This window comes from Cupriavidus oxalaticus (assembly GCF_038900635.1).
Lineage (GTDB): Bacteria > Pseudomonadota > Gammaproteobacteria > Burkholderiales > Burkholderiaceae > Cupriavidus > Cupriavidus oxalaticus_B.
Map to the genome: position 1 here is coordinate 479,197 of NZ_JAYMRX010000001.1, position 24,800 is coordinate 503,996.

Consider the following 24,800-nt stretch of genomic DNA (forward strand, 5'->3'; position numbering starts at 1 on the left):
AGCGTGGGGCCCTTTACGAGAAAGCGCCCCGCGCTTGTTGCAGCCTGATCGGAAGAAATACGGCTCGCGAATTTATTGTTTTGCTACTGGGACGATAGGATCCGCCACACGGAATAGGAACTGCGCAACAGTACAGCTCTCGAAAAGCACGGAGATGACTGTCACTAGCGGCTCACACCAACCTCGGCGATGCCTCAGTCGATCGCGTCCAGCTTCGCCACCGACAGCGCCAGCCACTTGGCGCCGTGGCGCTTGAACTTGATATTGGCGCGGGCGTCGTTGCCTTCGCCCTCCAGCGCGGTGATCACGCCTTCGCCAAACTTGTTGTGGAACACCGACTGGCCCACGCGCAAGCCGGTGCCCGCCTCGCGCTTGGCGTCGGCATAGCCGTTGCCCTTATCCATGCCGCCGGTCGGGCGCGTGCCGGTGTAGGGAACATCCTCCGGCTTGCGGAACCAGTCGCGGCCCCAGGCGTTGTCGCGGTCCTGGCGGCGTACGCCGCCGTAGCTCTGCACCGCGGGCGTCAGCCATTTGAGCGCTTCCTCGGGCAGTTCCTCGAAGAAGCGCGAGCGCACGTGGTACTTGGTCTGGCCGTGCAGCACGCGGCTTTGCGCGAACGACAGGAACAGGCGCGCGCGCGCGCGCGTGATCGCCACGTACATCAGGCGGCGTTCTTCTTCCAGCCCGTCGGGGTCCATCATGCTGTTCTCGTGCGGGAACAGCCCTTCTTCCAGGCCGGTGATGAAGACCACGTCGAACTCCAGGCCCTTGGCCGCGTGCACCGTCATCATCTGCACCGCGTCCTGGCCGGCCTGGGCCTGGTTGTCGCCAGCCTCCAGCGAGGCATGCGTCAGGAACGCGACCAGCGGCGTCATCACCACCGGCAGCGCCTCGGGGTCGAGCACCTGCTGGGACTGGTCGCCGTCGGCGAGCACCGGCATTGCGGGCGCACGGTCCGCGGGAATCACCGCGGCGAGCGCATCCAGCCCATAGCCTTCCTCCACGACGAAGGCCTGCGCGGCGGTCACCAGTTCCTGCAAGTTCTCGATGCGGTCCTGGCCCTCCTTCTCGCCCTGGTAGTGGGTGATCAGGCCGCTGGTGTTGATCATGTACTCGACGGTCTCGGCCAGCGTCATGCGGCGGGTGTCGTCGCGCATCTTGTCGATCAGGCGCGTGAACGCGGCGAGCTTGCTGCCGGCCGCGCCGGGCACGTAGGCCACGGCCTCAGACAGCGCGCAGTCATACTGGCGCGCCATGTCCTGCAGCACCTCCAGCGAACGCGCGCCGATGCCGCGCGCCGGGAAGTTGACCACGCGGCCGAAGGCGGCATCGTTGCGCGGGTTTTCCAGCAGCTGCATATACGCCAGCGCGTGCTTGATTTCGGCGCGCTCGAAGAAGCGCAGGCCGCCATAAACGCGGTACGGGATGCCGGCGGAGAACAGCGCGTGTTCGATCACGCGCGACTGCGCGTTGCTGCGGTACAGGATCGCGATCTCGGCGCGGCTGGCGCCCTGCGCGATCTGGTCGCGGATCTCCTCGATGATCCAGCCCGCTTCCTGGCCGTCGGAGCCGGCCTGGTACACGCGCACCGGCTCGCCGTGGCCGGCGTCGGTGCGCAGGTTCTTGCCCAGGCGGCGCGCGTTGTGCGAGATCAGGTGGTTGGCCGAATCCAGGATATGCCCGTGCGAGCGGTAGTTCTGCTCCAGCTTGATCAGCCGGCGCACGCGGAACTCATGCTCGAAGTCGCGCATGTTGCCGACATTGGCGCCGCGGAAGGCGTAGATGCTCTGGTCGTCGTCACCAACGGCAAAGACCGCGGCCGGGTTCTGCGTGCCGTGGCCGGCCAGCAGCTTGAGCCACTGGTACTGCAGCACGTTGGTGTCCTGGAACTCGTCGACCAGCACATGGCGGAAGCGGTGCTGGTAGTGCTGGCGGATCGCGTCGTTGTAGCGCAGCAGCTCGTAGCAGCGCAGCAGCAGTTCGGCAAAATCGACCACGCCCTCGCGCTGGCACTGCATGTCGTAGGCGGCGTAGAGGTCGACGAAGCGCTTGTTGAAGTCGTCGTTGGCCTCGACGTCGGCCGGGCGCAGGCCCTGCTCCTTGGCGTTGTTGATGAAGTACTGCAGGTTCTTGGCCGGGTACTTCTCGTCGTCGACGTTGAGCGACTTGAGCAGCCGCTTCAGTGCCGAAAGCTGGTCCTGGCTGTCCAGGATGGCGAAGGTCTGCGGCAGGCCGGCGTCACGGAAATGCGCGCGCAGCATGCGGTTGCACAGGCCGTGGAAGGTGCCGATCCACATGCCGCGGGTGTTGATCGGCAGCATCGACTGCAGCCGCGTCTGCATTTCCTTCGAGGCCTTGTTGGTGAAGGTCACCGCCAGGATGCCCGCCGGCGAGACCCGGCCGTTCTGCAGCAGCCAGGCGATGCGCGTGGTCAGCACGCGGGTCTTGCCGCTGCCCGCGCCAGCCAGGATCAGCGCCGGCTCATCAGGCAGGGTGACGGCGGCAAGTTGTTCGGCATTGAGGTTGGCGAGCAGGTCGGACATCGGAGGGGCCTTGTGGAATGGCGCCAATTATACCGGGGGGCCCTGTCCGATCCGTCACATCCGAGGGGCGGAACCTGCCCCGCATGCGGACGCGCGCCGGCCCTGGCCAGCCTTTCCCGGCCGGGGCCGCTGTCCGCAAAATAGGCAGCGACCGGCCCGCCCCCGTATAATTTGGGGTTTCACTGGCGCAAGGCCGCCAGGCGCAGGCTGCCGCACCCCGCTGAGCCCTGCGACGCATCCAGACGCCAACCTCGACATCCCAGCATGACCGCCCAAGACCAATCGCTTGCCAAGAGCTTCGAACCCACCGCCATCGAGGCGAAATGGGGCCCCGAGTGGGAGAGCCGCGGCGTTGCCAGGCCGACCTTCGACCCTGCCCGCCCGGACTTCGCGATCCAGCTGCCGCCGCCGAATGTGACCGGCACGCTGCACATGGGCCATGCCTTCAACCAGACCATCATGGATGGGCTGGCGCGCCACGCGCGCATGCTGGGCGCCAATACGCTGTGGGTGCCGGGCACCGACCACGCCGGCATCGCCACCCAGATCGTGGTGGAACGCCAGCTCGAAGGCGAGGGCGTGTCGCGCCATGACCTGGGCCGCGAGAAGTTCACCGAAAAGGTTTGGGCCTGGAAGGAAGAATCGGGCTCGACCATCACCCGCCAGGTGCGGCGCATGGGCGCGTCGATCGACTGGAGCCGCGAATACTTCACCATGTCGCCGGAGATGTCGGAGGCGGTGACCGAAGCGTTCGTGCGCCTGTACGAGCAGGGCCTGATCTACCGCGGCAAGCGCCTGGTCAACTGGGACCCGGTGCTGGGCACCGCCGTGTCGGACCTGGAAGTCGACAGCGTCGAGGAAGAAGGCTCGCTGTGGCATATCCGCTATCCGCTGGTCGAAGCTGACGCCAAGCGCGGCCTGACCCACCTGACCGTGGCCACCACGCGTCCGGAAACCATGCTGGGCGACGTGGCCGTGATGGTCCACCCGGAAGACGAGCGCTACGCGCACCTGATCGGCAAGTCGGTGCACCTGCCGCTGACCGGCCGCCAGATCCCGGTGATCGCCGACGAATACGTCGACCGCGAGTTCGGCACCGGCGTGGTCAAGGTGACCCCGGGCCACGACTTCAACGACTACGCCGTCGGCCAGCGCCACAACCTGCCGCAGCTGTCGATCCTGACGCTGGACGCGAAGATCGTCGCCGACGCGCCGGCCGCGTACGCCGGCCTGGACCGCTTCGACGCGCGCAAGGCCATCGTCGACGACCTCGACAAGCAAGGCCTGCTGGCCGAGGTCAAGAAGCACAAGCTGATGACCCCGCGCAGCGAACGCACCGGCAGCGCGATCGAGCCGATGCTGACCGACCAGTGGTTCGTCGCAATGAGCAAGCCGGCGCCGGAAGGCACCTTCAACCCCGGCCGCTCGATCGCCGAGGTGGCGCTCGAAGCCGTGCAGAGCGGCGAGATCAAGCTGGTGCCGGAAAACTGGAACAGCACCTACAACCAGTGGCTGGGCAATATCCAGGACTGGTGTATTTCGCGCCAGCTGTGGTGGGGCCACCAGATCCCGGCGTGGTACGACGATGCCGGCAACTGCTTCGTCGGTCGCACCGAAGAGGAAGCGCTCGCCAAGGCCAGGGCCGCCGGCAGCACCGGCGCGCTGCGCCGCGAGGAAGACGTGCTCGACACCTGGTTCTCGTCGGCGCTGGTGCCCTTCTCCTCGCTGGGCTGGCCCGGGGAAACCCCGGAGATGAATCACTTCCTGCCGTCGTCGGTGCTGGTCACCGGCTACGACATCATCTTCTTCTGGGTGGCGCGCATGGTCATGATGACCAAGCACTTCATCGGCAAGGTGCCCTTCCATACCGTCTACGTGCACGGCCTGGTGCGTGATTCGGAAGGCAAGAAGATGAGCAAGTCCGAGGGCAACACGCTCGACCCGGTGGACCTGATCGACGGCATCGACCTCGACACGCTGCTGAAGAAGCGCACCACCGGCCTGCGCCGCCCCAAGGACGCGCCCAAGATCGAGAAGAAGACCAAGAAGGAATTCCCGGAAGGCATTCCGGCCTTCGGCGCCGACGCGCTGCGCTTTACCTTCGCCTCGCTGGCGACGCTGGGCCGCAACATCAACTTCGACACCGGCCGCTGCGAAGGCTACCGCAACTTCTGCAACAAGCTGTGGAACGCGACCCGCTTCGTGCTGATGAACACCGAAGGCCATGACTGCGGCATGGGTCCGTGCAACAACGACTGCGGCCCGGACGGTTACCTGCACTTCTCGCAGGCAGACCGCTGGATCGTGTCGCTGCTGCAGCGCGTGGAAGCCGAGGTCGAGAAGGGCTTTGCCGAGTACCGCTTCGACAATATCGCCAACGCGATCTACAAGTTCGTCTGGGACGAATACTGCGACTGGTACCTGGAACTGGCCAAGGTGCAGATCCAGACCGGCACCGAAGCCCAGCAGCGCGCCACCCGCCGCACGCTGCTGCGCGTGCTCGAGACCGTGCTGCGCCTGGCGCACCCGATCATCCCGTTCATCACCGAAGAGCTGTGGCAGAAGGTGGCCCCGCTGGCCGGCCGCGCCAAGGGCGACGGCAGCGAAACCATCTCGCTGCAGTCCTACCCGCTGCCGGCCGTCGCCAAGATCGACGAAGACGCCGAGCAATGGGTCGCGCGCCTGAAGGAAGTGGTCGATGCCTGCCGCAACCTGCGTGGCGAGATGAACATCTCGCCGGCCCAGCGCATCCCGCTCTATGCCGAAGGCGACAGCGAATTCCTGAAGGCGGCCAGCGCACATATCCAGGCGTTGGCGAAACTTTCCGAGGTGCGCGTCTTCGAAGACGAGAGCGCCCTGCAAGCCGAAGGCGCCGGTGCCCCGGTAGCCATCGCTGGCGGCAATCACCTGCTGCTGAAGATCGAGATCGACGTCGCCGCCGAGCGTGTGCGCCTGTCCAAGGAGATCGAGCGCATCGGCGGCGAGATCGGCAAGTGCCGCGGCAAGCTGTCCAACGAGAGCTTTGTCGCCAAGGCGCCGCCCGCGGTGGTGGCGCAGGAGACACAGCGCCTTGCCGACTTCGAGCAAACGCTGGCCAAGCTGCAGGGCCAGCTGCAACGGTTGCCGGCCTGACCGGCAGCCGATGACGCCCCTGCCAGTCTGGTATCCGTCCGGCGGCGTCGGACGGAACCGGACAGACGGCGCCGAAAATGGCTGGCAGGGTTATGAACCAGAATCTGAGAGGTACACCTGATATGGAAAATCGCGTCACCAAGGCCGTCTTCCCGGTCGCGGGCCTGGGCACCCGCTTCCTGCCAGCCACCAAGGCCAGCCCGAAGGAAATGCTGCCGGTGGTGGACAAGCCGCTGATCCAGTACGCCGTGGAAGAAGCCATGGCCGCCGGCATTACCGAGATGATTTTCGTCACCGGCCGCTCCAAGCGCGCCATCGAAGACCATTTCGACAAGGCCTTCGAGCTGGAAGTCGAGCTGGAAGCCAAGAACAAGCAGGCGCTGCTGGACGTGGTGCGCTCGATCAAGCCCGCCAACGTGGAGTGCTACTACGTGCGCCAGCCCGAGGCGCTGGGCCTGGGCCACGCGGTGCTGTGCGCGGCCAAGCTGGTCGGCGACACCCCGTTCGCGATCATGCTGGCCGATGACCTGATCGACGGCAACCCGCCGGTGATGAAGCAGATGGTGGATACCTACAACCACTACAACTGCTCGGTGCTGGGCGTCGAGGAAATCACGCCGGAACAAAGCCGCTCCTACGGCGTGGTCGATGGCCGCGAATGGGATGAAGGCGTGATCAAGTGCTCGGGCATCGTGGAAAAGCCTGCCCCGGAAGATGCGCCGTCCAACCTGGGCGTGGTCGGCCGGTACATCCTGACGCCGCGCATCTTCGACCACCTGCGCGAGCTGAAGCCCGGCGCCGGCGGCGAGTTCCAGCTGACCGACGCGATCCAGTCGCTGCTGGGCCAGGAGCAGGTGCTGGCCTACCGCTACCAGGGGCGCCGCTATGACTGCGGCAGCAAGCTCGGCTACCTGAAGGCGACGGTCGAGTTCGCGCTCAAGCACGCGGAAGTCGGCGCCGAATTCAGCGCCTACCTGGAATCGCGCGAGCACCTGACACGGCCGAACAGCTGAGCGGTCGCCTCGCCCGCCAAAAGAAAAAGCCGCTTTCGAGCGGCTTTTTCTTTGTTCCTTGTTCGATCAGCGGCGGCGCATGTAGAACACGAACACCTTGTCGACTTCCGAATGCGACAGCAGCTCGTTGCCGGTCTGCTTGGCAAAGGCCTGGAAATCGCGCGTCGCGCCGGGATCGGTCGCCAGCACTTTCAGCACTTCGCCGCTGGCCATGTCGGCCAGCGCCTTCTTGGTGCGCAGGATCGGCAGCGGGCAGTTCAGGCCGCGCGCATCCACTTCTTTCTGAAACTCCATTCGTCTCTTCCTTCGGTTTCTGAGGCTGTTACCAGCGGTATTGTAGCGAAGCCCCGACCTGGCTGAAGTCATGGGGGCGGCGCGGGTCCGGAATATCCTCGCCGGTCTGCCGGTCGAAGAAGCGCACCGGGTAGCCGCGCGCGGCCAGCCAGTCGGCCACGGCAAAGCCGGTGCCTGCCGACCACACGCGCACGTCCTCGGGCGCCACCAGTTTGTATTCGGCCAGCTCCTCGGACAGCTGGACAGTGCCGGTCGCCTTGACGTGGTAGGCGATGATCAGCTCGTTCTTGCGCATGAACTCGTAGACGCCGATCAGCGAGACCGACTCGGTATCGAGATTGGTCTCTTCCTTCAGTTCGCGCGCCACGCCCAGCTCGGGCGGCTCGTCGCGCTCCAGGAACCCCGTCACCAGCGCAAACATCTGCTGCGGCCAGGCGGCGTTGCGCGCCAGCAGCAGCTTGTCCTGGTACTCCACCACCGCGGCCAGCACCGGCAGCGGGTTGTTCCAGTGCACGAAACCGCATTCATGCTGCACGCAGGCGTGGCGTTCGCGCCCGGACAGCGGCAGCACCTCGAGCGGCGCGCCGCACTGCGGGCAGAATCGGTATTGCATTTGGGGCTCCTGTAGGTGTCTCGTTATCAGTATGGTCGCGCTGCCGCGTTCAGGCACCCGCTCAGGCGCCACACGCCGCGCGCATGTCGGCGGCGAGCGCCTCCACCGTCTGCGGCTGCAGATCCCAGGAACACATGAAGCGGCAGCCGCCGGCGCCGATGAAGGTATAGAAGCGCCAGCCCCGGGCGCGCAGCGCCTCGATCGCCGGCAGCGGCAGCTCGGCGAAGACGGCGTTGGACTGCGTCGGGAACATGATGCGCACGCCGGGGATATCGGCAATGCGCTGCTGCAGCAGTTGCGCCATCGCGTTGGCGTGGCGCGCGTTGGCCAGCCAGACATCGTTCTCGAGCAGGCCCAGCCAGGGCGCCGAGATAAACCGCATCTTCGACGCCAGCTGCCCTGCCTGCTTGACGCGGTAGGCAAAATCCTCGGCCAGGCGGCGGTCGAAGAACACCACCGCCTCGCCCACCGGCAAGCCGTTCTTGGTGCCGCCGAAGCACAGCACGTCGACGCCGGCGCGCCAGGTGATCTCGGACGGATGCACGCCGAGCGACGCCACCGCATTGGCAAAGCGCGCGCCGTCCATATGCACGCGCAGCTGCCGGCGCTTGGCGATGGCCGCGATCGCGCGCACTTCTTCCACGCTGTAGACGGTGCCGACCTCGGTCGACTGCGTCAGCGACACCACCTTGGGCTTGGGGTAGTGGATGTCGGAGCGGCGCGTGACCAGCGCCTCGACCGCATCGGGCGTGAGCTTGCCGTTCTCGCCGGGCGCGGTCAGCAGCTTGGAGCCGTTGGAAAAGAACTCCGGGCCGCCGCACTCGTCGGTCTCGATATGCGCCAGCTCATGGCAGATCACCGAGTGGTACGACTGGCACAGCGCCGACAGCGCCAGCGAATTGGCCGCCGTGCCGTTGAACACGAAGAAGACTTCGCAATCGGTCTGGAACAGGTCGCGGATGCGGTCGCACACCTTCTGCGTCCAGCTGTCGTCGCCATAGGCCTGCTCGTGGCCGCTGGCGTTGGCTTCCAGGAAGTACTTGAGCGATTCCGGGCAGAAGCCGGCGTAGTTGTCGGAGGCGAAGTGCTGCATGGTGTTCAGTCTGGACCGCGAGGTAGGGGCGCCGAGGGAGGACTCGGCGGATTACTTCTTGTCGGCCCAGAGTTCGCCGCCGGTGGCCCAGTTCTCGCGCTTGACATCGGTGATGATGATGTCGACGGCCGAGGCCGAGCAGCCCAGCGTCTCGCAGGTGACGCGCGTCACTTCCTCGACGAACTTGCGCTTCTGATCGACGGTACGGCCCTCAAACATTTCGACGTGGAAAGTCGGCATGCAATGCTCCTTGTGATGATTGGTGTTCTGGAAACCCGCCACGGGACGTGGAAATCAGTCCCGGTAGGAAGGATCGATTCTATCGAGTTTGCGCAGCAGCGCGGGCCACTCCATCACACCCTCGACCGCGCCATTGTCGAACAGCTGTTCCGAAGCCTTGTGCGCGACGGCGGCGTCGGGCTGCACCAGCGCGCCGCCTGCCTGCGCGGCGATCTGGATCTCGCAGGCCTTGATCAGCGTCGCCATCAGCACGTAGGCTTCGGCCACGGTGCGGCCCACGGTCAGCGTGCCATGGTTGCGCAGCAGCATGGCGGGGTGCTCGCCCAACGACGCGGTCAGCCGCCCGCCTTCGGCCGGGCTGAAAGCCAGACCCTCGTAGTCGTGATAGGCGATGCGGCCGTAGAAGCGCATCGCGTGCTGCGACAGCGGCAGCAGGCCGGCGGCCTGCGCCGACACCGCGATGCCGGCGGTGTTATGCAGGTGCATCACGCACATCGCGTCGGGCCGGGCCGCGTGCACGGCGGCGTGCAGCGCGAAGCCGGTGACATTGACCGGGTGCACCGTCTCGCCGACCACCTCGCCGCGGCCGTTGATCTTGACCAGGTCGCCGGCGCGGATCTCGTCGAAGGCAAAGCCGAACGGGTTGATCAGGAAATGGTCGGGCTCACCGGGCACGGTGGCCGAGATATGGGTGTAGATCAGATCATCCCAGCCCTCGCGCGCGGCCAGCCGGTAAGCGGCAGCGAGGTCGACGCGCACGCGCTGCTCTTCGGCGGAGACAGGCTGCGGGGAGGCGCCCGCGGCACGCGCGGGCTGCAAGGCAAAAGACATGGGGCTCGCTCCTGCGCCGCCCGGTCTCGCGTGCCGGGGTCGGCCCCGGCCTTCTGTGCTGCGCCACGGGCCGCGGCGCACGCGCGGCAGCCGCGATGCGTGGCGCGTCAGGCGGCAAAGGCGATACTGTAGCGCACCTTCATGATCCGCTCCTCGCGGGCGCCAGCGGCCAGGCGCGGCGCATCCAGGCGAACACCAGCGCGCCCACCAGCAGCGACGCCGCCGCGCATGCCAGCGAGCTGGCGAAGCCGCCCGTGCGCGCCACCAGCGCGGTCGCCAGCGGCGGCCCGGCGATCTGGCCAAGGCCGTACGACGCGGTCATCAGTCCCATCAGCCGCGGCGCGTGCGGCCCCCAAAGGCGCCGGGCCTCGCGCATGGCGAAGGCCACCAGCGCGGTGAACGGCAGGCCGGCCAGCAGGCTGCTCAGCGCAAACCCAGCGACCGTCGGCCACAGCACCGCGATCGCGACGCCCAGCGCCTGCATGCCGTAGGAGAGCGTCAGCAGCTTGCGGCTGTCGTGCGCCATGCTGACCCGCGTCGCCAGCACCGCGCCGACGGCCACGCTGGCGCCGAAGATCGGCCAGAACAGGTCGGCCCACACCGTGCCCGGCAGCGCTTCGCGCGCAATCACAGGCAGGAAGGTGGCGGTGATGATGTAGCCGAAGCCGGCCAGGCCATAGGCCAGCGTCAGGGTCCAGGTCTGGGCGTCGAGCCGCGCGGCGGCACCGGCTGGCGGCGCGGCGTCAGGCGCTGGTCCATGGCCGGCGTCGCCGGCGATCGGCGTGGCCACGAAAGTGCGCCATACCAAAGCCGCAAGCACCGCGGCCAGGACGGTGAAGGCCAGCCAGCCATGATCGGCATGCCACCCGGCGCCGACCATGCCGGAGGCACCCAGGCCCGTGGCAACGATGCCAAGCCCCGGCCCGCAGAAGATCAGCCCGCCCAGTTGCGGCTGGCCGAGCTCGGCCAGCCGCTGCAGGCACCAGCCGGCGGTATAGACCAGCACCACCGCGCTGGCCACGCCGGCGGCGAAGCGCCACAGCGACCACGCCGGCATGCCGCCCGGCAGCGCCATGCCCAGCGTCAGCAGCACCGTCGCCACCAGCCCCCAGCGCACCATGCGCAGGGCGTCCGGGCGGATAAACATGCACAGCGCGGCACCGAGGAAATAGCCGATGTAGTTGACCGTCGCCAGCCAGCCGCCCTGATGCAGGTCGACGATGCCGTCGTGCAGCATCATCGGCAACAAAGGCGTAAAGGCGAAACGGCCGATTCCCATCACCACCGCCAGCGACACCAGTCCGGCCATCGCCACCGCCATCGGACCGGCGTGACGCGCCCGCGCTGCCGCTATCGGGCTGGCGGCGCCGGCGGCGGCCTGGTCGGGGTCGAGACTGTGGAGCTTGGACATGGCTCTGGCTGTTGGCGCAGCGGTTGCATTGCGGTCCCTGTATGCTACGCTGTACGAACCATCCCGAAAAATGAATTATCAAGATGCAATGCATCCTGAGTCGAGATGGATGTCGGATTCACGCTCCCGGAGCCGGTGGCCATGGACCTTGCCGCACTTGAAATCTTCCGTGCCGTCGTCGATGCCGGCGGCATCACCCGCGCGGCCGAGCGGCTGCACCGGGTGCAGTCCAACGTCACCACCCGCATCCGCCAGCTGGAGCAGTCACTCGGCGTCGAGCTGTTCGTGCGCGATGGCCGGCGCATGGTGCTGACGCCGGCGGGACAGACCCTGTTCGACTACGCCTGCCGCATCCTGCAGTTGACCGAGGAAGCCCGCCAGGCGGTACTGCCGGCGCGTCCCAGCGGCCGCCTGCGCATCGCCTCGATGGAAAGCACCGCCGCCAGCCGGCTGCCCAATGTGCTGGCGGCGTACCACCAGGCATGGCCGGAAGTACAGCTGGAGCTGGTCACGCTGGCGACGCGGCAGGCGCTCGATGCGCTGGCGCGCTTCGAGGTCGATTGCGCCTTTGTCGCCGAGCCGCTTTCCGAGTCCGGGCTGGCCGCCATTCCCGCCTTCGAGGAAGAGCTGGTGGTGATCGCGCGTGCGGGCCATCGCCCGATCCGCTCTTCCGCCGACCTGGAAGTGCCGACGCTGCTGGCGTTCGAGCCCGGCTGCAACTACCGCGCGCGGGTCGAGGCCTGGTATGCCGGCGGCGAAGCCGCGCCACCGCCGCGCGTGCTGGAGCTGGGCTCCTACCATGCCATCGTCGCCTGCGCCGCGGCGGGCATCGGCGCCGCGATCGTGCCGCGCTCGGTGCTCAGCCTGTACCGGGACCTGCCCGCCATCAGCCAGCACAGCCTGGGGCGCGCGGGCCGCGTGCGCACCATGCTGGCCTGGCATCCGGCCATGGCCGGCGCCGCGCTGCATGCGCTGGTCGATATGCTGCGGGCGCACGCGCCCCCCGGGCCGCGGGGCGAGACCGAACTGGCCGCGGCCTGAGCGGCCGGGCCGACACACCGGCGGCATCGCCGCCATGCAAGATGTGCCCGGTGGCCTACACTGAAAGTGGCGCCACCCCGGCACCCTGCGTGCCCCGCCCTTGCGATGAAACCTGTCACCGCGCCCATGCGGGCGATTCGGCTGCTGGCCGGCCTGTTGCTGGCGTGCAGCGCTGCACTGGCCGTCGGCCTTGCCGCCCTGCATGCGCGCGCCGCGCCCGCCTCCGCCCCTGCGCCCGCCGCCACGGCCACCGCGCCGGTTTACGTGATCCCGCTCAAAGGCGCGGTCAGCCCGGCCAGCGCGAGCTTTATCCTGCGCGGCATGGCGCGCGCCCGCGAGGCTGGCGCGCAGCTGGTAGTGCTGGAGATGGACACGCCGGGCGGGCTCGATGCCTCGATGCGCGAAATCATCCAGGCGGTCCTGGCATCACCGGTGCCGGTGGCCAGCTACGTCTATCCGGGCGGCGCACGCGCGGCCAGCGCGGGCACCTACATCCTCTACGCCAGCCACATCGCGGCCATGGCGCCGGGCACCAACCTCGGCGCGGCCAGCCCGGTGCAGATCGGCATCGGCGGGCCGCAGAAGCCGGACGCCCTGCCGGGCGCGACGCCCGCCTCGGCGCCCTCAAGCGAACCTGCCGCGGCCGACACCATGGCCCGCAAGCAGATGCACGATGCCTCGGCCTATATCCGCGGCCTGGCCCAGTTGCGCGGACGCAATGTCGAATGGGCCGAGCGCGCCGTGCGCGAAGCCGTCAGCCTGTCGGCCGACGAAGCACTGGCACAGAAGGTGATCGACGTGGTCGCGCCGGACCTGCCGGCGCTGCTGCGCCAGGTCGAGGGCCGCAAGCTGGCCACCGCCGGCGGCAAGGCCAGCGAACTCCGCACGCGCGATGCGCCGGTGGTGACGCTGGAACCTGACTGGCGCAACCGCTTCCTGGCCGTCATCACCGAGCCCAGCGTAGCGCTGATGCTGATGATGATCGGCATCTATGCGCTGATCTTCGAGTTCTCCACGCCCGGCATGGTGGTGCCCGGCATCGTCGGCGCGATCTGCCTGCTGCTGGCGCTGTTCGCGCTGCATATGCTGCCGGTCAACTATGCCGGGCTGGCGCTGGTGGTGCTCGGCATCGGCTGCATGGTCGCGGAGCTGTTCCTGCCGACCTTCGGCGCGCTGGGCGTCGGCGGCATCATCGCCTTTGCCTTCGGCGCGGTGATGCTGATCGACACCGACGTGCCGGGCTTCGGCGTGCCGCTGTCGATGGTGGCGGCGCTGTCGGCGATGTCAGCTGTGTTCGTATTCGGCATGTCGGCGCTGCTGCTGCGCTCGCGCAGGCGGCCGGTGGTCAGCGGCGCCGACACGCTGGTCGGCAGCCGCGGCGAACTGCTCGACGACGTGCCTGGCGCATCCGGCCAGGAAGGCTGGGCAGCGGTGCACGGCGAACGCTGGCGCGTGCGCAGCGCGGGTCCGCTGGCGCGCGGCACGCCGGTGGTGGTAACTGCGCGGCACGGACTGGTGCTCGAAGTGGTCGCCGCGCCCTCTTCTGCTCAATCGACTCCAGACAAGGGAGCGTGAACATGGCATTCGGATTCAGCTTCGGCGGTTTGATCTTCCTGCTGGCATTGCTCGTCATCACGTCGTTCCGCGTGCTGCGCGAGTACGAGCGCGGCGTGGTCTTCATGCTTGGGCGCTTCTGGAAGGTGAAGGGCCCGGGCCTGGTGCTGATCATTCCCGCCGTGCAGCAGATGGTGCGGGTGGACCTGCGCACGGTGGTGATGGACGTGCCGCCGCAGGACGTGATCTCGCACGACAACGTGTCGGTCAAGGTGAACGCGGTGGTGTATTTCCGCGTGGTCGATCCGGAGCTGGCGATCATCCAGGTGGCGAACTTCCTCGAGGCCACCAGCCAGCTTGCACAGACCACGTTGCGTGCGGTGCTCGGCAAGCACGAACTGGACGAGATGCTGGCCGAACGGGAAAAACTCAACCTCGATATCCAGAAGGTGCTGGATGCGCAGACCGATGCGTGGGGGATCAAGGTCTCGAACGTCGAGATCAAGCATGTCGACCTGAACGAGTCCATGGTGCGCGCGATCGCGCGGCAGGCCGAAGCCGAGCGCGAGCGGCGCGCCAAGGTGATCCACGCCGAGGGCGAGCTGCAGGCATCCGAGAAGCTGCTGGAAGCGGCGCAGATGCTGGCGCGCCAGCCGCAGGCGATGCAGCTGCGCTATATGCAGACGCTGACGCAGATCGCCGGAGACAAGAGTTCGACGATCGTGTTTCCGTTGCCGATCGATTTTTTGACGACGCTGCGGAGTACCACGGGAACCACCGAGAAGTAGGAAAGCAGAAGGGGCGCCACTGGCGCCCCTTCTTCATCGGCTTGCGGTACGGTCAGGCCATCAGACCTTCGCGGCCACCCACTCGCTGACGCCCGCCAGCGCCTGCGGCAGCTTGGCCGGTTCGGTGCCGCCAGCCTGCGCCATGTCCGGACGGCCGCCGCCCTTGCCGCCCACCTGCTGGGCGACAAAGTTGACCAGTTCGCCGGCCTTGACCTTGCCGGTCGCATCGGCGGTGACGCCGGCGATCAGGCTGACCTTGCCGTCGGCCACGGCCGCCAGCACGATCGCCGCGCTCTGCAGCTTGTCCTTGAGCTTGTCCATGGTCTCGCGCAGCGTCTTCACGTCGGCGCCGTCGAGCTGGGCCGCCAGCACTTTCAGGCCCTTGATGTCGACAGCCTGCGCCGCCAGCTCATCGCCCTGCGAAGCCGCCAGCTTGCTCTTCAGGCGCTCCAGTTCCTTCTCCAGCGCGCGCACCTGGTCCTGCACCTGGCCGATACGCGGCACCAGTTCGGACGGTTGCGCCTTCAGCACGGCAGCGGCTTCGGTCAGCCTGGCATCCAGGTTCTGCAGGTAGTGCAGCGCGTTGTCGCCGGTGATCGCTTCCACGCGGCGGATGCCGGCGGCCACGCCGCCTTCCACCACGATCTTGAACAGGCCGATGTCGCCGGTGCGGTGCACGTGGGTGCCGCCGCACAGTTCCTTCGAGGTGCCGATCGACAGCACGCGCACGTCGTCGGCGTACTTCTCGCCGAACAGCGCCATCGCGCCGCCCTTGACCGCGTCGTCGAACGGCATGATCTCGGCATGCGTATCGTCGTTGCGCAGGATCTCGGCGTTGACGATCTCTTCCACCCGGCGGATCTGGTCTTCCGTCAGCGCGGCGTTGTGCGAAAAGTCGAAGCGGGTCTTGTCCGCATCCACCAGCGAGCCCTTCTGCTGCACGTGCGAGCCCAGCACTTCGCGCAGGGCCTTGTGCATCAGGTGGGTAGCCGAGTGGTTGCGCACGGTGCGCGCGCGGCGCAGCGCGTCGACCTGCGCCGACACGGCGTCGCCGACCTTCAGCGCGCCGCCTGCCAGCGTGCCCTGGTGGCCGAACACGTCGGCCTGGACCTTGGTGGTGTCGGCCACGGCAAACACGGCATTGCCGGCTTTCAGCACGCCCTGGTCGCCAGCCTGGCCGCCCGACTCGGCGTAGAACGGCGTGTTGTCCAGCACCACCACGCCGGTCTGGCCCGGCTGCATGGCGTCGACTGCGGCGCCATCCACATACAGCGCGGTGACCTTTGCCTGCGGCAGCTCCAGCTTTTCATAGCCATGGAACACGGTCTTGTCGCCCGTGTACTCCAGGCCCGCGGCCATCTTGAACTTGCCGGCGGCACGCGCCTGCTCGCGCTGGCGGCTCATGGCGGCGTCGAAGGCGGCTTCATCCACGCCGATTTCCTGCTCGCGGCACACGTCCTGCGTCAGGTCCAGCGGGAAGCCAAAGGTGTCGTGCAGCTTGAAGGCCAGTTCGCCGTCCAGCGTCTTGCCGCCCTTGAGCTTCAGCTCGGCCAGCGCGGCGTCCAGGATAGCCATGCCGTTCTCGATGGTCTCGAAGAAGCGCTCTTCTTCGGCCTTCAGCACTTCGGTCACGCGCGACTGGGCTTCGGCCAGCTCCGGGTAGGCCTCGCCCATCTGCGCGACCAGGTCCGGCACCAGCTTGTGGAAGAACGGGGTCTTCTGGCCCAGCTTGTAGCCGTGGCGGATGGCGCGGCGCACGATGCGGCGCAGCACATAGCCGCGGCCTTCGTTGCCGGGGATCACGCCGTCGACGATCAGGAACGAGCACGCGCGGATATGGTCGGCGATGACCTTCAGCGAGTTCTGGTTCAGGTTGTCGATATGCGTTTCGCGCGCAGCGGCCTTGATCAGCGCCTGGAACAGGTCGATCTCATAGTTGCTGTGCACGTGCTGCAGCACCGCGGCAATGCGCTCCAGGCCCATGCCGGTGTCCACGCACGGCTTGGGCAGCGGCGTCATGTTGCCCTGCTCGTCGCGGTTGAACTGCATGAACACCAGGTTCCAGACCTCGATGTAGCGGTCGCCGTCTTCCTCGGGCGATCCCGGAGGGCCGCCCCACACTTCCGGGCCGTGGTCGTAGAAGATTTCCGAGCACGGGCCGCATGGGCCGGTGTCGGCCATCTGCCAGAAGTTGTCCGAGGCGTAGCGCGCGCCCTTGTTGTCGCCGATGCGCACGATGCGCTCGGCCGGCACGCCCACTTCCCTGGCCCAGATGTCGTAGGCCTCGTCGTCTTCCGCGTAGACCGTCACCCACAGCTTCTCCGCCGGCAGCTGGTAGGTCTTGGTCAGCAGTTCCCACGCGTACTGGATGGCTTCGCGCTTGAAGTAATCGCCAAACGAGAAATTGCCCAGCATTTCGAAGAACGTGTGGTGGCGCGCGGTGTAGCCCACGTTCTCCAGGTCGTTGTGCTTGCCGCCGGCGCGCACCGAACGCTGCGACGAGGTCGCGCGGGTGTACGGGCGCTTGTCGGTGCCCAGGAACACGTCCTTGAACTGCACCATGCCGGAGTTGGTGAACAGCAGCGTCGGGTCGTTCGCCGGCACCAGGCTGGACGAGCGGACCACGGTATGGCCCTTCGATTCGAAGAACTGCAGGAACTTGCTGCGAATGTCTGAGACTTTCATGGGATGGCGGACGCTCCTGCGGCTGGGCCGGGCGCGACGAGTCAGTTTTGGATTTGCAAACCGTTGATTATACGGGCAAGCCAGCCCCAAAAGGACATGCCGGGCAGTCCAGGCGCCGCGCCCCGGCAGCGGCCGGCTATCGCCCAAATCCAATACCGTGAAGAGGCTTTTGCATCACTCTGCGGCTTGCCTCGCCGGGCCCGGGTGATACAGTGCAGGCACCCCGCGCCGGCCCGTTTCGCGCCGCGGCGCCGGCAGCCGGTTTTCCGATCCTTCCCCCGCACCACCTCAGAATTTCTTCTACCGCCATGGGAGCTTTAAGCCATCTCCGCGTGCTCGACCTGACCCGCGTTCTCGCCGGTCCCTGGTGCGCCCAGAACCTTGCCGACTTCGGCGCCGATGTGATCAAGATCGAGCGCCCCGGCGCCGGCGACGACACCCGTACCTGGGGCCCGCCCTGGCTCAAGGACGAAGACGGCCGCGACACCGCCGAGGCCGCCTACTACCTGGCCGCCAACCGCAACAAACGCTCGGTCACCTGCGACATCAGCACGCCCGAGGGCCAGCAGATCGTGCGCGACCTGGCCGCGCAGAGCGACGTGGTGCTGGAGAACTACAAGGTCGGCCAGCTGAAGAAATATGGCCTGGACTACGACTCGCTCAGGCAGGTCAAGCCTGACCTGATCTACTGCTCGGTCACCGGCTTCGGCCAGACCGGCCCGTACGCCGCGCGCCCCGGCTATGACTTCATCATCCAGGGCATGGGCGGATTCATGAGCCTGACCGGCGAGCGCGACGACCTGCCCGGCGGCGGCCCGCAGAAGGCCGGCGTGGCGATTTCCGACCTGATGACGGGCCAGTACGCCACCATCGCCGTGCTGGCGGCGCTGGCGCACCGCGACCGCACCGGCGAGGGCCAGTACATTGACATGGCGCTGCTGGACGTGCAGGTGGCCATGCTCGCCAACATGAATACCAACTACCTGGCCAGCGGCGAGGCGCCGCGCCGCTGGGGCAATGCGCACCCCAACATCGTCCCCTACCAGACCTTCCAGGCCGCCGACGGCTGGATCATCGTCGCGGTTGGCAACGACGGGCAGTTCCGCAAGTTCGTCACCGACGGTGGCCGGCCAGAGCTGGCCGACGACCCCCGCTTTGCCAAAAACCCGCAGCGCGTGGCCAACCGCGACGTGCTGGTGCCGATCCTGGCCGAGATGGTGCGCCCGCGCACCCGCGCGCAGTGGATCCGCGACCTGGAGGCCGCGGGCGTGCCGTGCGGCCCGATCAACACGCTCGACGACGTATTCGAGGACGACCAGGTCAAGGCGCGCGGCTTGCGCGTGGACCTGCCCCACCCGAGCGCCGGCGAGGTCAAGCTGGTCGGCAGCCCGATCAAGATGAGCGCGACGCCGCCGCAGGCGCTGCGCCACCCGCCACTGCTGGGCGAGCACACCGACTCGGTGCTCGGCAACACCCTGGGCTACAGCGCCGGGCAGATCGCCGCACTTCGTGCAAAAGGTGTGCTGTAAGATTCTCCTCCTGCCTGCGGCAAACCAGCCCGCCGCAGGTGCTTTCCGGAAGTTCAGTCCCCACTGAAGTATTTTCCCCGGGCCCGCGCCCGCGCAGGCCCGCGCAAAGCAAAGGAGAATCCATGCTGACCGACGCCATCCTGGCCTTCCTGCATTTCCTTGCGATCTTTGTCCTGATCACGCTGATGGCCGCCGAGGCCGTGGCACTGCGCCCGGACCTCACTCCGGCCACCGTGCGGCGCCTGTCGCTGTACGACCTGTTCTATTTCCTGTCGGCAATGCTGGCGCTGGCGACCGGCCTGCTGCGCCTGTTCTACGGCGCCAAGGGCGTCGACTTCTACCTGCACAACCCGTGGTTCCACGCCAAGATGGGCGTGTTCGTGCTGATCGCGCTGTGCTCGCTGCCGCCGACCTTTGCCATCGCGCGCTGGCGCAAGCAGGCGCGCAGGCTGCCCGATTACGTGCCGCCGCCGTCCGAGATCAAGGCGGCGCGGCGCTGGGTCATGATCGAATCGCACCTGGTGATCCTGCTGCCGCTGTGCGCCGTGATGATGGCGCGCGGCATCGGGGCCCGCTAAGAATCCCAATCCCTCTGTCATCCGCAACATGCTGAAGAAACTGCTTGCCGCCGCGCTGACCGCGGCGCTCATGCCAGCCGCCGCCGTGGCGGCCACCAACGCCTACCCCACCAAGCCCGTCCGCTTCGTGGTGCCCTATCCCGCCGGCGGCCCGCTCGACACCGTGGCGCGCGCCATTGGCGACAAGCTGCGCGACAGCCTGGGCCAGCCCGTGGTGGTGGAAAACAAGCCGGGCGCCGGCGGCAACCTGGGCGCGGACTACGTCGCCAAGCAGCCGGCCGACGGCTACACCATCGTCATGGGCGCGGTGGCCACGCATGCCATCAACCCGACGCTGTTCAGCAAGATGCCGTACGACCCGGTCAGGGACTTCGCGCCGATCACGCTGGTCGCCGACGTGCCCAACGTGCTGGTGATGCACCCCGGCAAGGCCGCCGAGCTGCGCATCGACAATGTGCGCGACCTGGTCGCCTACGCGCGCAAGAATCCGGGCAAGCTGGACTACGCCTCGGGCGGCAACGGCAGCGCCGGGCACCTGTCGGGCGAGCTGTTCAAGAGCATGGCCAGGATCAGCATGGTCCATATCCCCTACAACGGCGCGTCGCCCGCGCAGCTGTCGGTGCTGTCCGGCCAGACCGACCTGATCTTCGACAACCTGGCTTCGGCGTCGGCCAATATCAGGGCAGGCAAGCTCAAGGCCTTCGCCGTGACCACCGCCGGCCGCGCTGCGGCGTTCCCCGACCTGCCGACCATTGCCGAGGCCGGCAAGGGGCTGGGGCTGGAAGGCTTCGATATCTCGACGTGGTTCGGCGTGTTCGCTCCCGCCAATACGCCGCGCGACATCGTGGAGAAGCTGAACCACGAGATCGTTGCGATCCTGAAGACGGACGACATGAAGGCGCGCCTGGCCCGCATCGGCGCACAGCCGGCGCCGACCACGCCGGAGCAGTTCGCGGCGCTGATCCAGAAGGAACTGAAGAAGTATGCCCAGATCGTGAAGGTATCGGGGGCGAAAGTCGATTAAGGGCAAGCCCTGGCAGCGCCAACGGTTTTGGGTGCTCCCAGGCGGCCTGAACTAGCCTAGGCAAGGTGTTCTCCCTCTCCCCTCACGGGGAGAGGGCTGGGGGGAGGGGCGGTTCAGCTAGGAACCACATCAAGCAAGGCCAAGGGTTTTAACCCACCGCCCTCAGCCTTTGAGCCTCCTGCCCTCACCCCCTGCCCCTCTCCCGCACGCGGGAGAGGGGAGCAAACCGGCGCGATCAGACATGCTCGCGGCCCGCTTCTTCCCTGCGCCTCCGCACCCACAGCTTCCCGCCGGAATCCCCGTCCAGCCGCGGCAGCAGCAATCCCACCTGCACGATCTCCGCGCCCTCCATCCGCGTTACCGTCAGCGGCAGCCCCGCGATCTCGACGCTGTCGCCCTCCACCGGCGGCGAAGTGAACACGCGCTGCATCGCGCTTTCCAGCGTCAGCGGCTCTTCCTCCGGCGTCAGCTCGCGCATGCCATAGAGCGCGGCCACGTCGCGCAGCGGTGCATCGCCCGACAGCAGGAAATCGTGCGACACCTGCTCCCAGGTGGGCGCCCGGCCCGGCGTCTGGAACAGCGTCGACAGCATCGGCAACGAGATGGTCGGCCCCAGCACGCAGACGGCGTCGCCAGCGCGCAATACGGTCTGGCCCGGCTCGGCCAGCGCGTCGTCGCGCGCCACCGTGAGCAGGCGGCAGCGCGGCGGCAGTTCGAGCTGGTCGGCGCGCACGTTTTCCACGGGCGCATTCGGCCCCACGCAGAACTGCATCACCTCCAGGATCGGCGCGCGCGTGCCGCGCAGCCGCGAACGCGCCACCGGCTCCGGATAACCGGGCCGGCGCACGCGCGCCAGCCGCGCCGCGACCGATACGGTGGTGCCCTGGAACAGCAGGCTGGCCAGCACCACGGCAAAGGCAATGCGGAACAGCAAGCCGGCCTCGGGCGCCTGGCGCAGCAGCGGGAACAGCGCCAGCACGATCGGCACCGCGCCGCGCAGGCCCATCCACGCAATAAAGCCCTTCTCGCGCGCGTTGAAGCGGAACGGCAGCAGCGCCACCCATACCGCCACCGGGCGGGCCACCAGCATCAGGAAGGCGGCGACCGCCACCGCGGGCCCGGCCACTTCCAGGATCCGGTGCGGCGCCACCAGCAGGCCGAGCAGCAGGAACATCGCCGACTGCGCCAGCCAGGCCATGCCGTCCATCGCGCGCATGACGTCGGCGGTGACGGCGCGCTCGCGGTTGCCGATCAGCATGCCGGTCAGGTACACCGCCAGAAAGCCGCTGCCGCCGGCGGTCTGCACCAGCGCGAACACCGTGGCACCACCTGCGCACAGCAGGATTGCCTGCAGGCCTTCGGCCACGTGGATGCGCTCCAGCACATGCGCCAGGCAATATCCCAGCGCCAGCCCGAGCGCGCCACCCACGCCGAACTGCACCAGCAGCCTCGTCGCCAACCCCAGCGGCGTCAGCCCGCCGGGCGCGGTGATCCATTCGATCAGCGTCAGCGTCAGGAAAATCGCCATCGGGTCGTTGATGCCCGACTCGATCTCCAGCACGCTCGCGACCCGGTCCTTGAGGCGGATGCCGCTGCTGTGCAGCATCGAGAAAACCGCCGCCGCATCGGTCGAGCCGACGATGGCGCCGAGCAGCAGCCCGAGCCGCCAGTCGATACCGAGCAGCCACGCCGCGAACACGCCCACCAGCCCCGCCGTCACCAGCACGCCTACGGTCGCCAGCGACAGCGACGGCTTGAGCGCAACCCGGAAAGTGGCGAAGCGCGTGCGCAGGCCGCCGTCGAGCAGGATCACCGCCAGCGCCAGGTTGCCGACCAGGAAGCTGAGCCAGGTGTCATTGAAACGGATGCCGCCCGGGCCGTCCACGCCGGCCAGCATGCCGACGGCCAGGAATACGAGCAGGAATGGCACGCCGAAGCGTGCCGAAAACGCCCCCAGCACGATGCCCAGCGACATCACGATGCCGCCGATCAGGATGACGTGGTCGATGCTCTCCAAGCTGCTCCTTGCGTCACGTTAAGGTTGCTTGCCGGAACCCTTTCAAACCTTACAAAACCTTCAGGCCGGCGCCCCCGCGAAGACCGCGGACCCGATACCCGGGCTGCCCCGGATGATAGCGCAGCACTCCCTTTGCATCGCCCGCCAGCCCGCCTCCAGCCTGACTTTGCGGATCGCCCAGGCGCCTTTTAAGCGCCATCTCACTAGGGGATACCCCAACCATGACCCTGTTTGCAGACATCTGAAAGGTAGCTGAAAGGTCGCCCCCTTAACTTCCACCCTGCCCGCAGGAGGGCCCTTCGTTGCAGACCGCATTGATGCGGCGCAACAAAGGGTCAACCGCAGATTTCAAGCGTCTTTTCGAGGAGATTCACTTTGCGCATACGTAGCCAAAAGGACTTCGCCTCCGGCCTGATGTTCATCCTGGTCGGATTCGGCTTTTCCTGGGTCGCACGCGGCTATTCCATGGGAACCGCCGCAAAAATGGGACCCGGATACTTCCCGTTCTGGCTCGGCATCGTGCTCGCCCTGCTGGGCGTGCTGGTGCTGTGGGGCTCGCTGTCTTCCAAGGCGGAAGAAGACAGCCTGGCCCGCTGGGACATCAAGACGCTGTTGTGGATCCTCGGATCGGTGGTGCTGTTCGGCCTGCTGCTCAAGCCGCTGGGCATGGTGCTGTCGGTGCTGGTGCTGGTGCTGGTGTCGTCGATGGCCAGCCATGAGTTCAGCTGGAAGGGTGCCATCCTCAACTCGATCATCCTGGTGCTGATCAGCCTGGGCGCGTTCGTGTACGGCATCAACCTGCAGATGCCGGTGTGGCCGGCTTTCCTGGCAAGCTAAGGAGGCCGCCAACATGGAACTACTTGCTAACCTGGGCCTGGGCTTCTCCACCGCCCTGACCTTCCAGAACCTCGCGTATGCCTTCCTGGGCTGCGTGCTGGGCACCCTGATCGGCGTGCTGCCGGGCCTGGGGCCGCTGGCCACCATCGCCATGCTGCTGCCGGTGACCTACACGCTGCCGCCGGTGGCCGCGCTGATCATGCTGGCCGGTATCTACTACGGCGCCCAGTACGGCGGCTCGACCACCGCCATCCTGGTGAACCTGCCCGGTGAATCGTCCTCGGTGGTGACAACCATCGACGGCTACCAGATGGCAAGGCGAGGACGAGCGGGGGTGGCACTGGCCACCGCTGGCCTGGGCTCGTTCTTCGCCGGCTGCGTGGCCACCATGATCCTGGCCGCCTTTGCCGCGCCGCTGTCGGAACTGGCCTTCAAGTTCGGCCCCGCCGAGTACTTCTCGCTGATGGTGCTGGGCCTGATCGGCGCCGTGGTGCTGGCCTCGGGCTCGCTGGTCAAGGCCATCGCCATGATCGTGCTGGGCCTGCTGCTGGGCCTGGTGGGTACCGACGTGAACTCGGGCGCCGCGCGCTTCTCGTTCGACGTGCCGGAACTGACCGACGGCCTGAACTTCGTCTCGGTGGCAATGGGTGTGTTCGGCTTTGCTGAAATCATCGCCAACCTGGAGCAGAAGGAACACCGCGAGACCTTCACCGACCACATCACCAACCTGTTCCCGACCAAGGAAGACTTCAAGCGCATGATCCCCGCCGTGCTGCGAGGCACCCTGCTGGGCTCGGCGCTGGGCATCCTGCCCGGCGGCGGCGCCTCGCTGGCTTCGTTCGCAGCCTACTCGCTGGAGAAGAAGACCTCCAAGCATGCCAATGAATTCGGCAAGGGCGCGATCGAAGGCGTGGCGGGTCCGGAATCGGCCAACAACGCGGCTTCGCAGACCTCGTTCATCCCGCTGCTGACGCTGGGCATTCCGCCCAACGCGGTGATGGCGCTGATGGTGGGTGCGATGACCATCCACAACATCCAGCCCGGCCCGCAGGTGATGACCAGCAACCCGGCGCTGTTCTGGGGCCTGATCGCCTCGATGTGGATCGGCAACCTGATGCTGGTGGTGCTGAACCTGCCGCTGATCGGCATCTGGGTGAAGCTGCTGAAGGTGCCTTACCGCTACCTGTACCCGGCCATCCTGACGTTCTGCTGCATCGGCGTGTACTCGGTCCAGAACACCACCTTCGACGTGTTCCAGACCGCGGCCTTCGGCGTGATCGGCTACCTGTTCATCAAGCTGCGCTGCGAACCCGCTCCGCTGCTGCTCGGCTTTGTGCTGGGGCCGATGATGGAAGAAAACTTCCGCCGCTCGCTGCTGCTGTCGCGTGGTGACTTCAGCGTGTTCGTGACGCGTCCGCTGTCGATGGGCCTGCTGATCGCCGCCGCGGTGCTGGTGGTGATCGTGGCGCTGCCGTCGATCAAGGCCAAGCGCGAAGAAGCGTTCCAGGAAGAATAAGCAGGACTTGCCGCCGGCCTGCGGGCCGGCTCGCAATGCAACACTGAGGGCACCGCGAGGT

The 24,800-nt window shown here is 67.3% G+C and carries 19 protein-coding genes; 10 read left to right on the forward strand and 9 right to left on the reverse strand.

Going from position 1 to position 24,800, the window contains the following annotated elements:
• Nucleotides 1–194: 194 nt before the first annotated feature.
• Nucleotides 195–2,543 (reverse strand): UvrD-helicase domain-containing protein, encoded by a 2,349-nt coding sequence (locus VSR71_RS02240; protein WP_342912308.1) that lies wholly within the window; start codon nt 2,541–2,543, stop codon nt 195–197.
• A gap of 264 nt (nt 2,544–2,807) precedes the next feature.
• Here VSR71_RS02240 and VSR71_RS02245 point away from each other — a divergent pair, with 264 nt between their 5' ends.
• Nucleotides 2,808–5,675, forward strand: a complete 2,868-nt coding sequence (locus tag VSR71_RS02245; RefSeq protein ID WP_342912309.1) for a valine--tRNA ligase — start codon at nt 2,808–2,810, stop codon at nt 5,673–5,675.
• A 122-nt stretch (nt 5,676–5,797) separates the two neighbouring features.
• Nucleotides 5,798–6,688, forward strand: coding sequence for a UTP--glucose-1-phosphate uridylyltransferase GalU (gene galU / locus VSR71_RS02250; RefSeq protein WP_342912310.1), 891 nt, complete (start codon nt 5,798–5,800; stop codon nt 6,686–6,688).
• 66 nt (nt 6,689–6,754) lie between these two features.
• Here the strand turns inward: galU and VSR71_RS02255 are convergent, their stop codons facing one another.
• From VSR71_RS02255 to VSR71_RS02280, 6 genes are all read right to left on the reverse strand, one after another.
• Complete coding sequence (locus VSR71_RS02255) at nt 6,755–6,982, reverse strand: sulfurtransferase TusA family protein (RefSeq protein ID WP_029045528.1); 228 nt, start codon at nt 6,980–6,982, stop codon at nt 6,755–6,757.
• A gap of 28 nt (nt 6,983–7,010) precedes the next feature.
• Complete coding sequence (locus VSR71_RS02260; RefSeq protein WP_209759834.1) at nt 7,011–7,595, reverse strand: NUDIX domain-containing protein; 585 nt, start codon at nt 7,593–7,595, stop codon at nt 7,011–7,013.
• Between the two features lie 61 nt (nt 7,596–7,656).
• Complete coding sequence (locus VSR71_RS02265) at nt 7,657–8,688, reverse strand: low specificity L-threonine aldolase (protein WP_342912311.1); 1,032 nt, start codon at nt 8,686–8,688, stop codon at nt 7,657–7,659.
• Nucleotides 8,689–8,739: 51 nt separating this feature from the next.
• Complete coding sequence (locus VSR71_RS02270; RefSeq protein ID WP_342912312.1) at nt 8,740–8,928, reverse strand: 4-oxalocrotonate tautomerase; 189 nt, start codon at nt 8,926–8,928, stop codon at nt 8,740–8,742.
• 54 nt (nt 8,929–8,982) lie between these two features.
• Complete coding sequence (locus VSR71_RS02275; protein WP_342912313.1) at nt 8,983–9,759, reverse strand: class II aldolase/adducin family protein; 777 nt, start codon at nt 9,757–9,759, stop codon at nt 8,983–8,985.
• Nucleotides 9,760–9,898: 139 nt separating this feature from the next.
• Nucleotides 9,899–11,170: a YbfB/YjiJ family MFS transporter gene (locus VSR71_RS02280; protein ID WP_342912314.1), complete on the reverse strand. Its 1,272-nt coding sequence runs from the start codon at nt 11,168–11,170 to the stop codon at nt 9,899–9,901.
• A 141-nt stretch (nt 11,171–11,311) separates the two neighbouring features.
• Here VSR71_RS02280 and VSR71_RS02285 point away from each other — a divergent pair, with 141 nt between their 5' ends.
• The 3 genes from VSR71_RS02285 (at nt 11,312) to VSR71_RS02295 (ending at nt 14,553) form a co-directional block, all read left to right on the forward strand.
• Nucleotides 11,312–12,211 (forward strand): LysR family transcriptional regulator, encoded by a 900-nt coding sequence (locus tag VSR71_RS02285; RefSeq protein WP_342912315.1) that lies wholly within the window; start codon nt 11,312–11,314, stop codon nt 12,209–12,211.
• 105 nt (nt 12,212–12,316) lie between these two features.
• Nucleotides 12,317–13,786 (forward strand): nodulation protein NfeD, encoded by a 1,470-nt coding sequence (locus tag VSR71_RS02290; protein WP_342912316.1) that lies wholly within the window; start codon nt 12,317–12,319, stop codon nt 13,784–13,786.
• Nucleotides 13,787–13,788: 2 nt separating this feature from the next.
• On the forward strand, nt 13,789–14,553 hold the full coding sequence (locus VSR71_RS02295) for a slipin family protein (RefSeq protein WP_342912317.1): 765 nt from the start codon (nt 13,789–13,791) through the stop codon (nt 14,551–14,553).
• A gap of 60 nt (nt 14,554–14,613) precedes the next feature.
• Here the strand turns inward: VSR71_RS02295 and alaS are convergent, their stop codons facing one another.
• Nucleotides 14,614–17,238, reverse strand: a complete 2,625-nt coding sequence (gene alaS / locus VSR71_RS02300) for an alanine--tRNA ligase (RefSeq protein WP_342912318.1) — start codon at nt 17,236–17,238, stop codon at nt 14,614–14,616.
• Between the two features lie 308 nt (nt 17,239–17,546).
• Between alaS and VSR71_RS02305 the strand changes: the two genes are divergently transcribed.
• From VSR71_RS02305 to VSR71_RS02315, 3 genes are all read left to right on the forward strand, one after another.
• Nucleotides 17,547–18,767 carry a CaiB/BaiF CoA-transferase family protein gene (locus VSR71_RS02305; RefSeq protein WP_342912319.1) on the forward strand — a complete coding sequence of 407 codons (1,221 nt, stop codon included), beginning with the start codon at nt 17,547–17,549 and terminating at the stop codon, nt 18,765–18,767.
• A gap of 122 nt (nt 18,768–18,889) precedes the next feature.
• Nucleotides 18,890–19,345 (forward strand): DUF2214 family protein, encoded by a 456-nt coding sequence (locus VSR71_RS02310; RefSeq protein ID WP_183282504.1) that lies wholly within the window; start codon nt 18,890–18,892, stop codon nt 19,343–19,345.
• A 28-nt stretch (nt 19,346–19,373) separates the two neighbouring features.
• Entirely contained in the window at nt 19,374–20,369 is a 996-nt protein-coding gene (locus VSR71_RS02315) for a tripartite tricarboxylate transporter substrate binding protein (RefSeq protein WP_342912320.1), read from the forward strand.
• Nucleotides 20,370–20,604: 235 nt separating this feature from the next.
• On the opposite strand, the gene VSR71_RS02320 is transcribed toward VSR71_RS02315, so the two are convergent.
• Complete coding sequence (locus tag VSR71_RS02320) at nt 20,605–22,386, reverse strand: potassium/proton antiporter (RefSeq protein ID WP_342912321.1); 1,782 nt, start codon at nt 22,384–22,386, stop codon at nt 20,605–20,607.
• A gap of 375 nt (nt 22,387–22,761) precedes the next feature.
• On the opposite strand from VSR71_RS02320, the gene VSR71_RS02325 reads away from it, so the two are divergent.
• Both VSR71_RS02325 and VSR71_RS02330 read left to right on the forward strand, forming a co-directional pair.
• Nucleotides 22,762–23,223: a tripartite tricarboxylate transporter TctB family protein gene (locus VSR71_RS02325; protein WP_342912322.1), complete on the forward strand. Its 462-nt coding sequence runs from the start codon at nt 22,762–22,764 to the stop codon at nt 23,221–23,223.
• Between the two features lie 13 nt (nt 23,224–23,236).
• Nucleotides 23,237–24,739, forward strand: coding sequence for a tripartite tricarboxylate transporter permease (locus VSR71_RS02330; protein ID WP_342912323.1), 1,503 nt, complete (start codon nt 23,237–23,239; stop codon nt 24,737–24,739).
• The last annotated feature ends 61 nt before the right edge of the window (nt 24,740–24,800 follow it).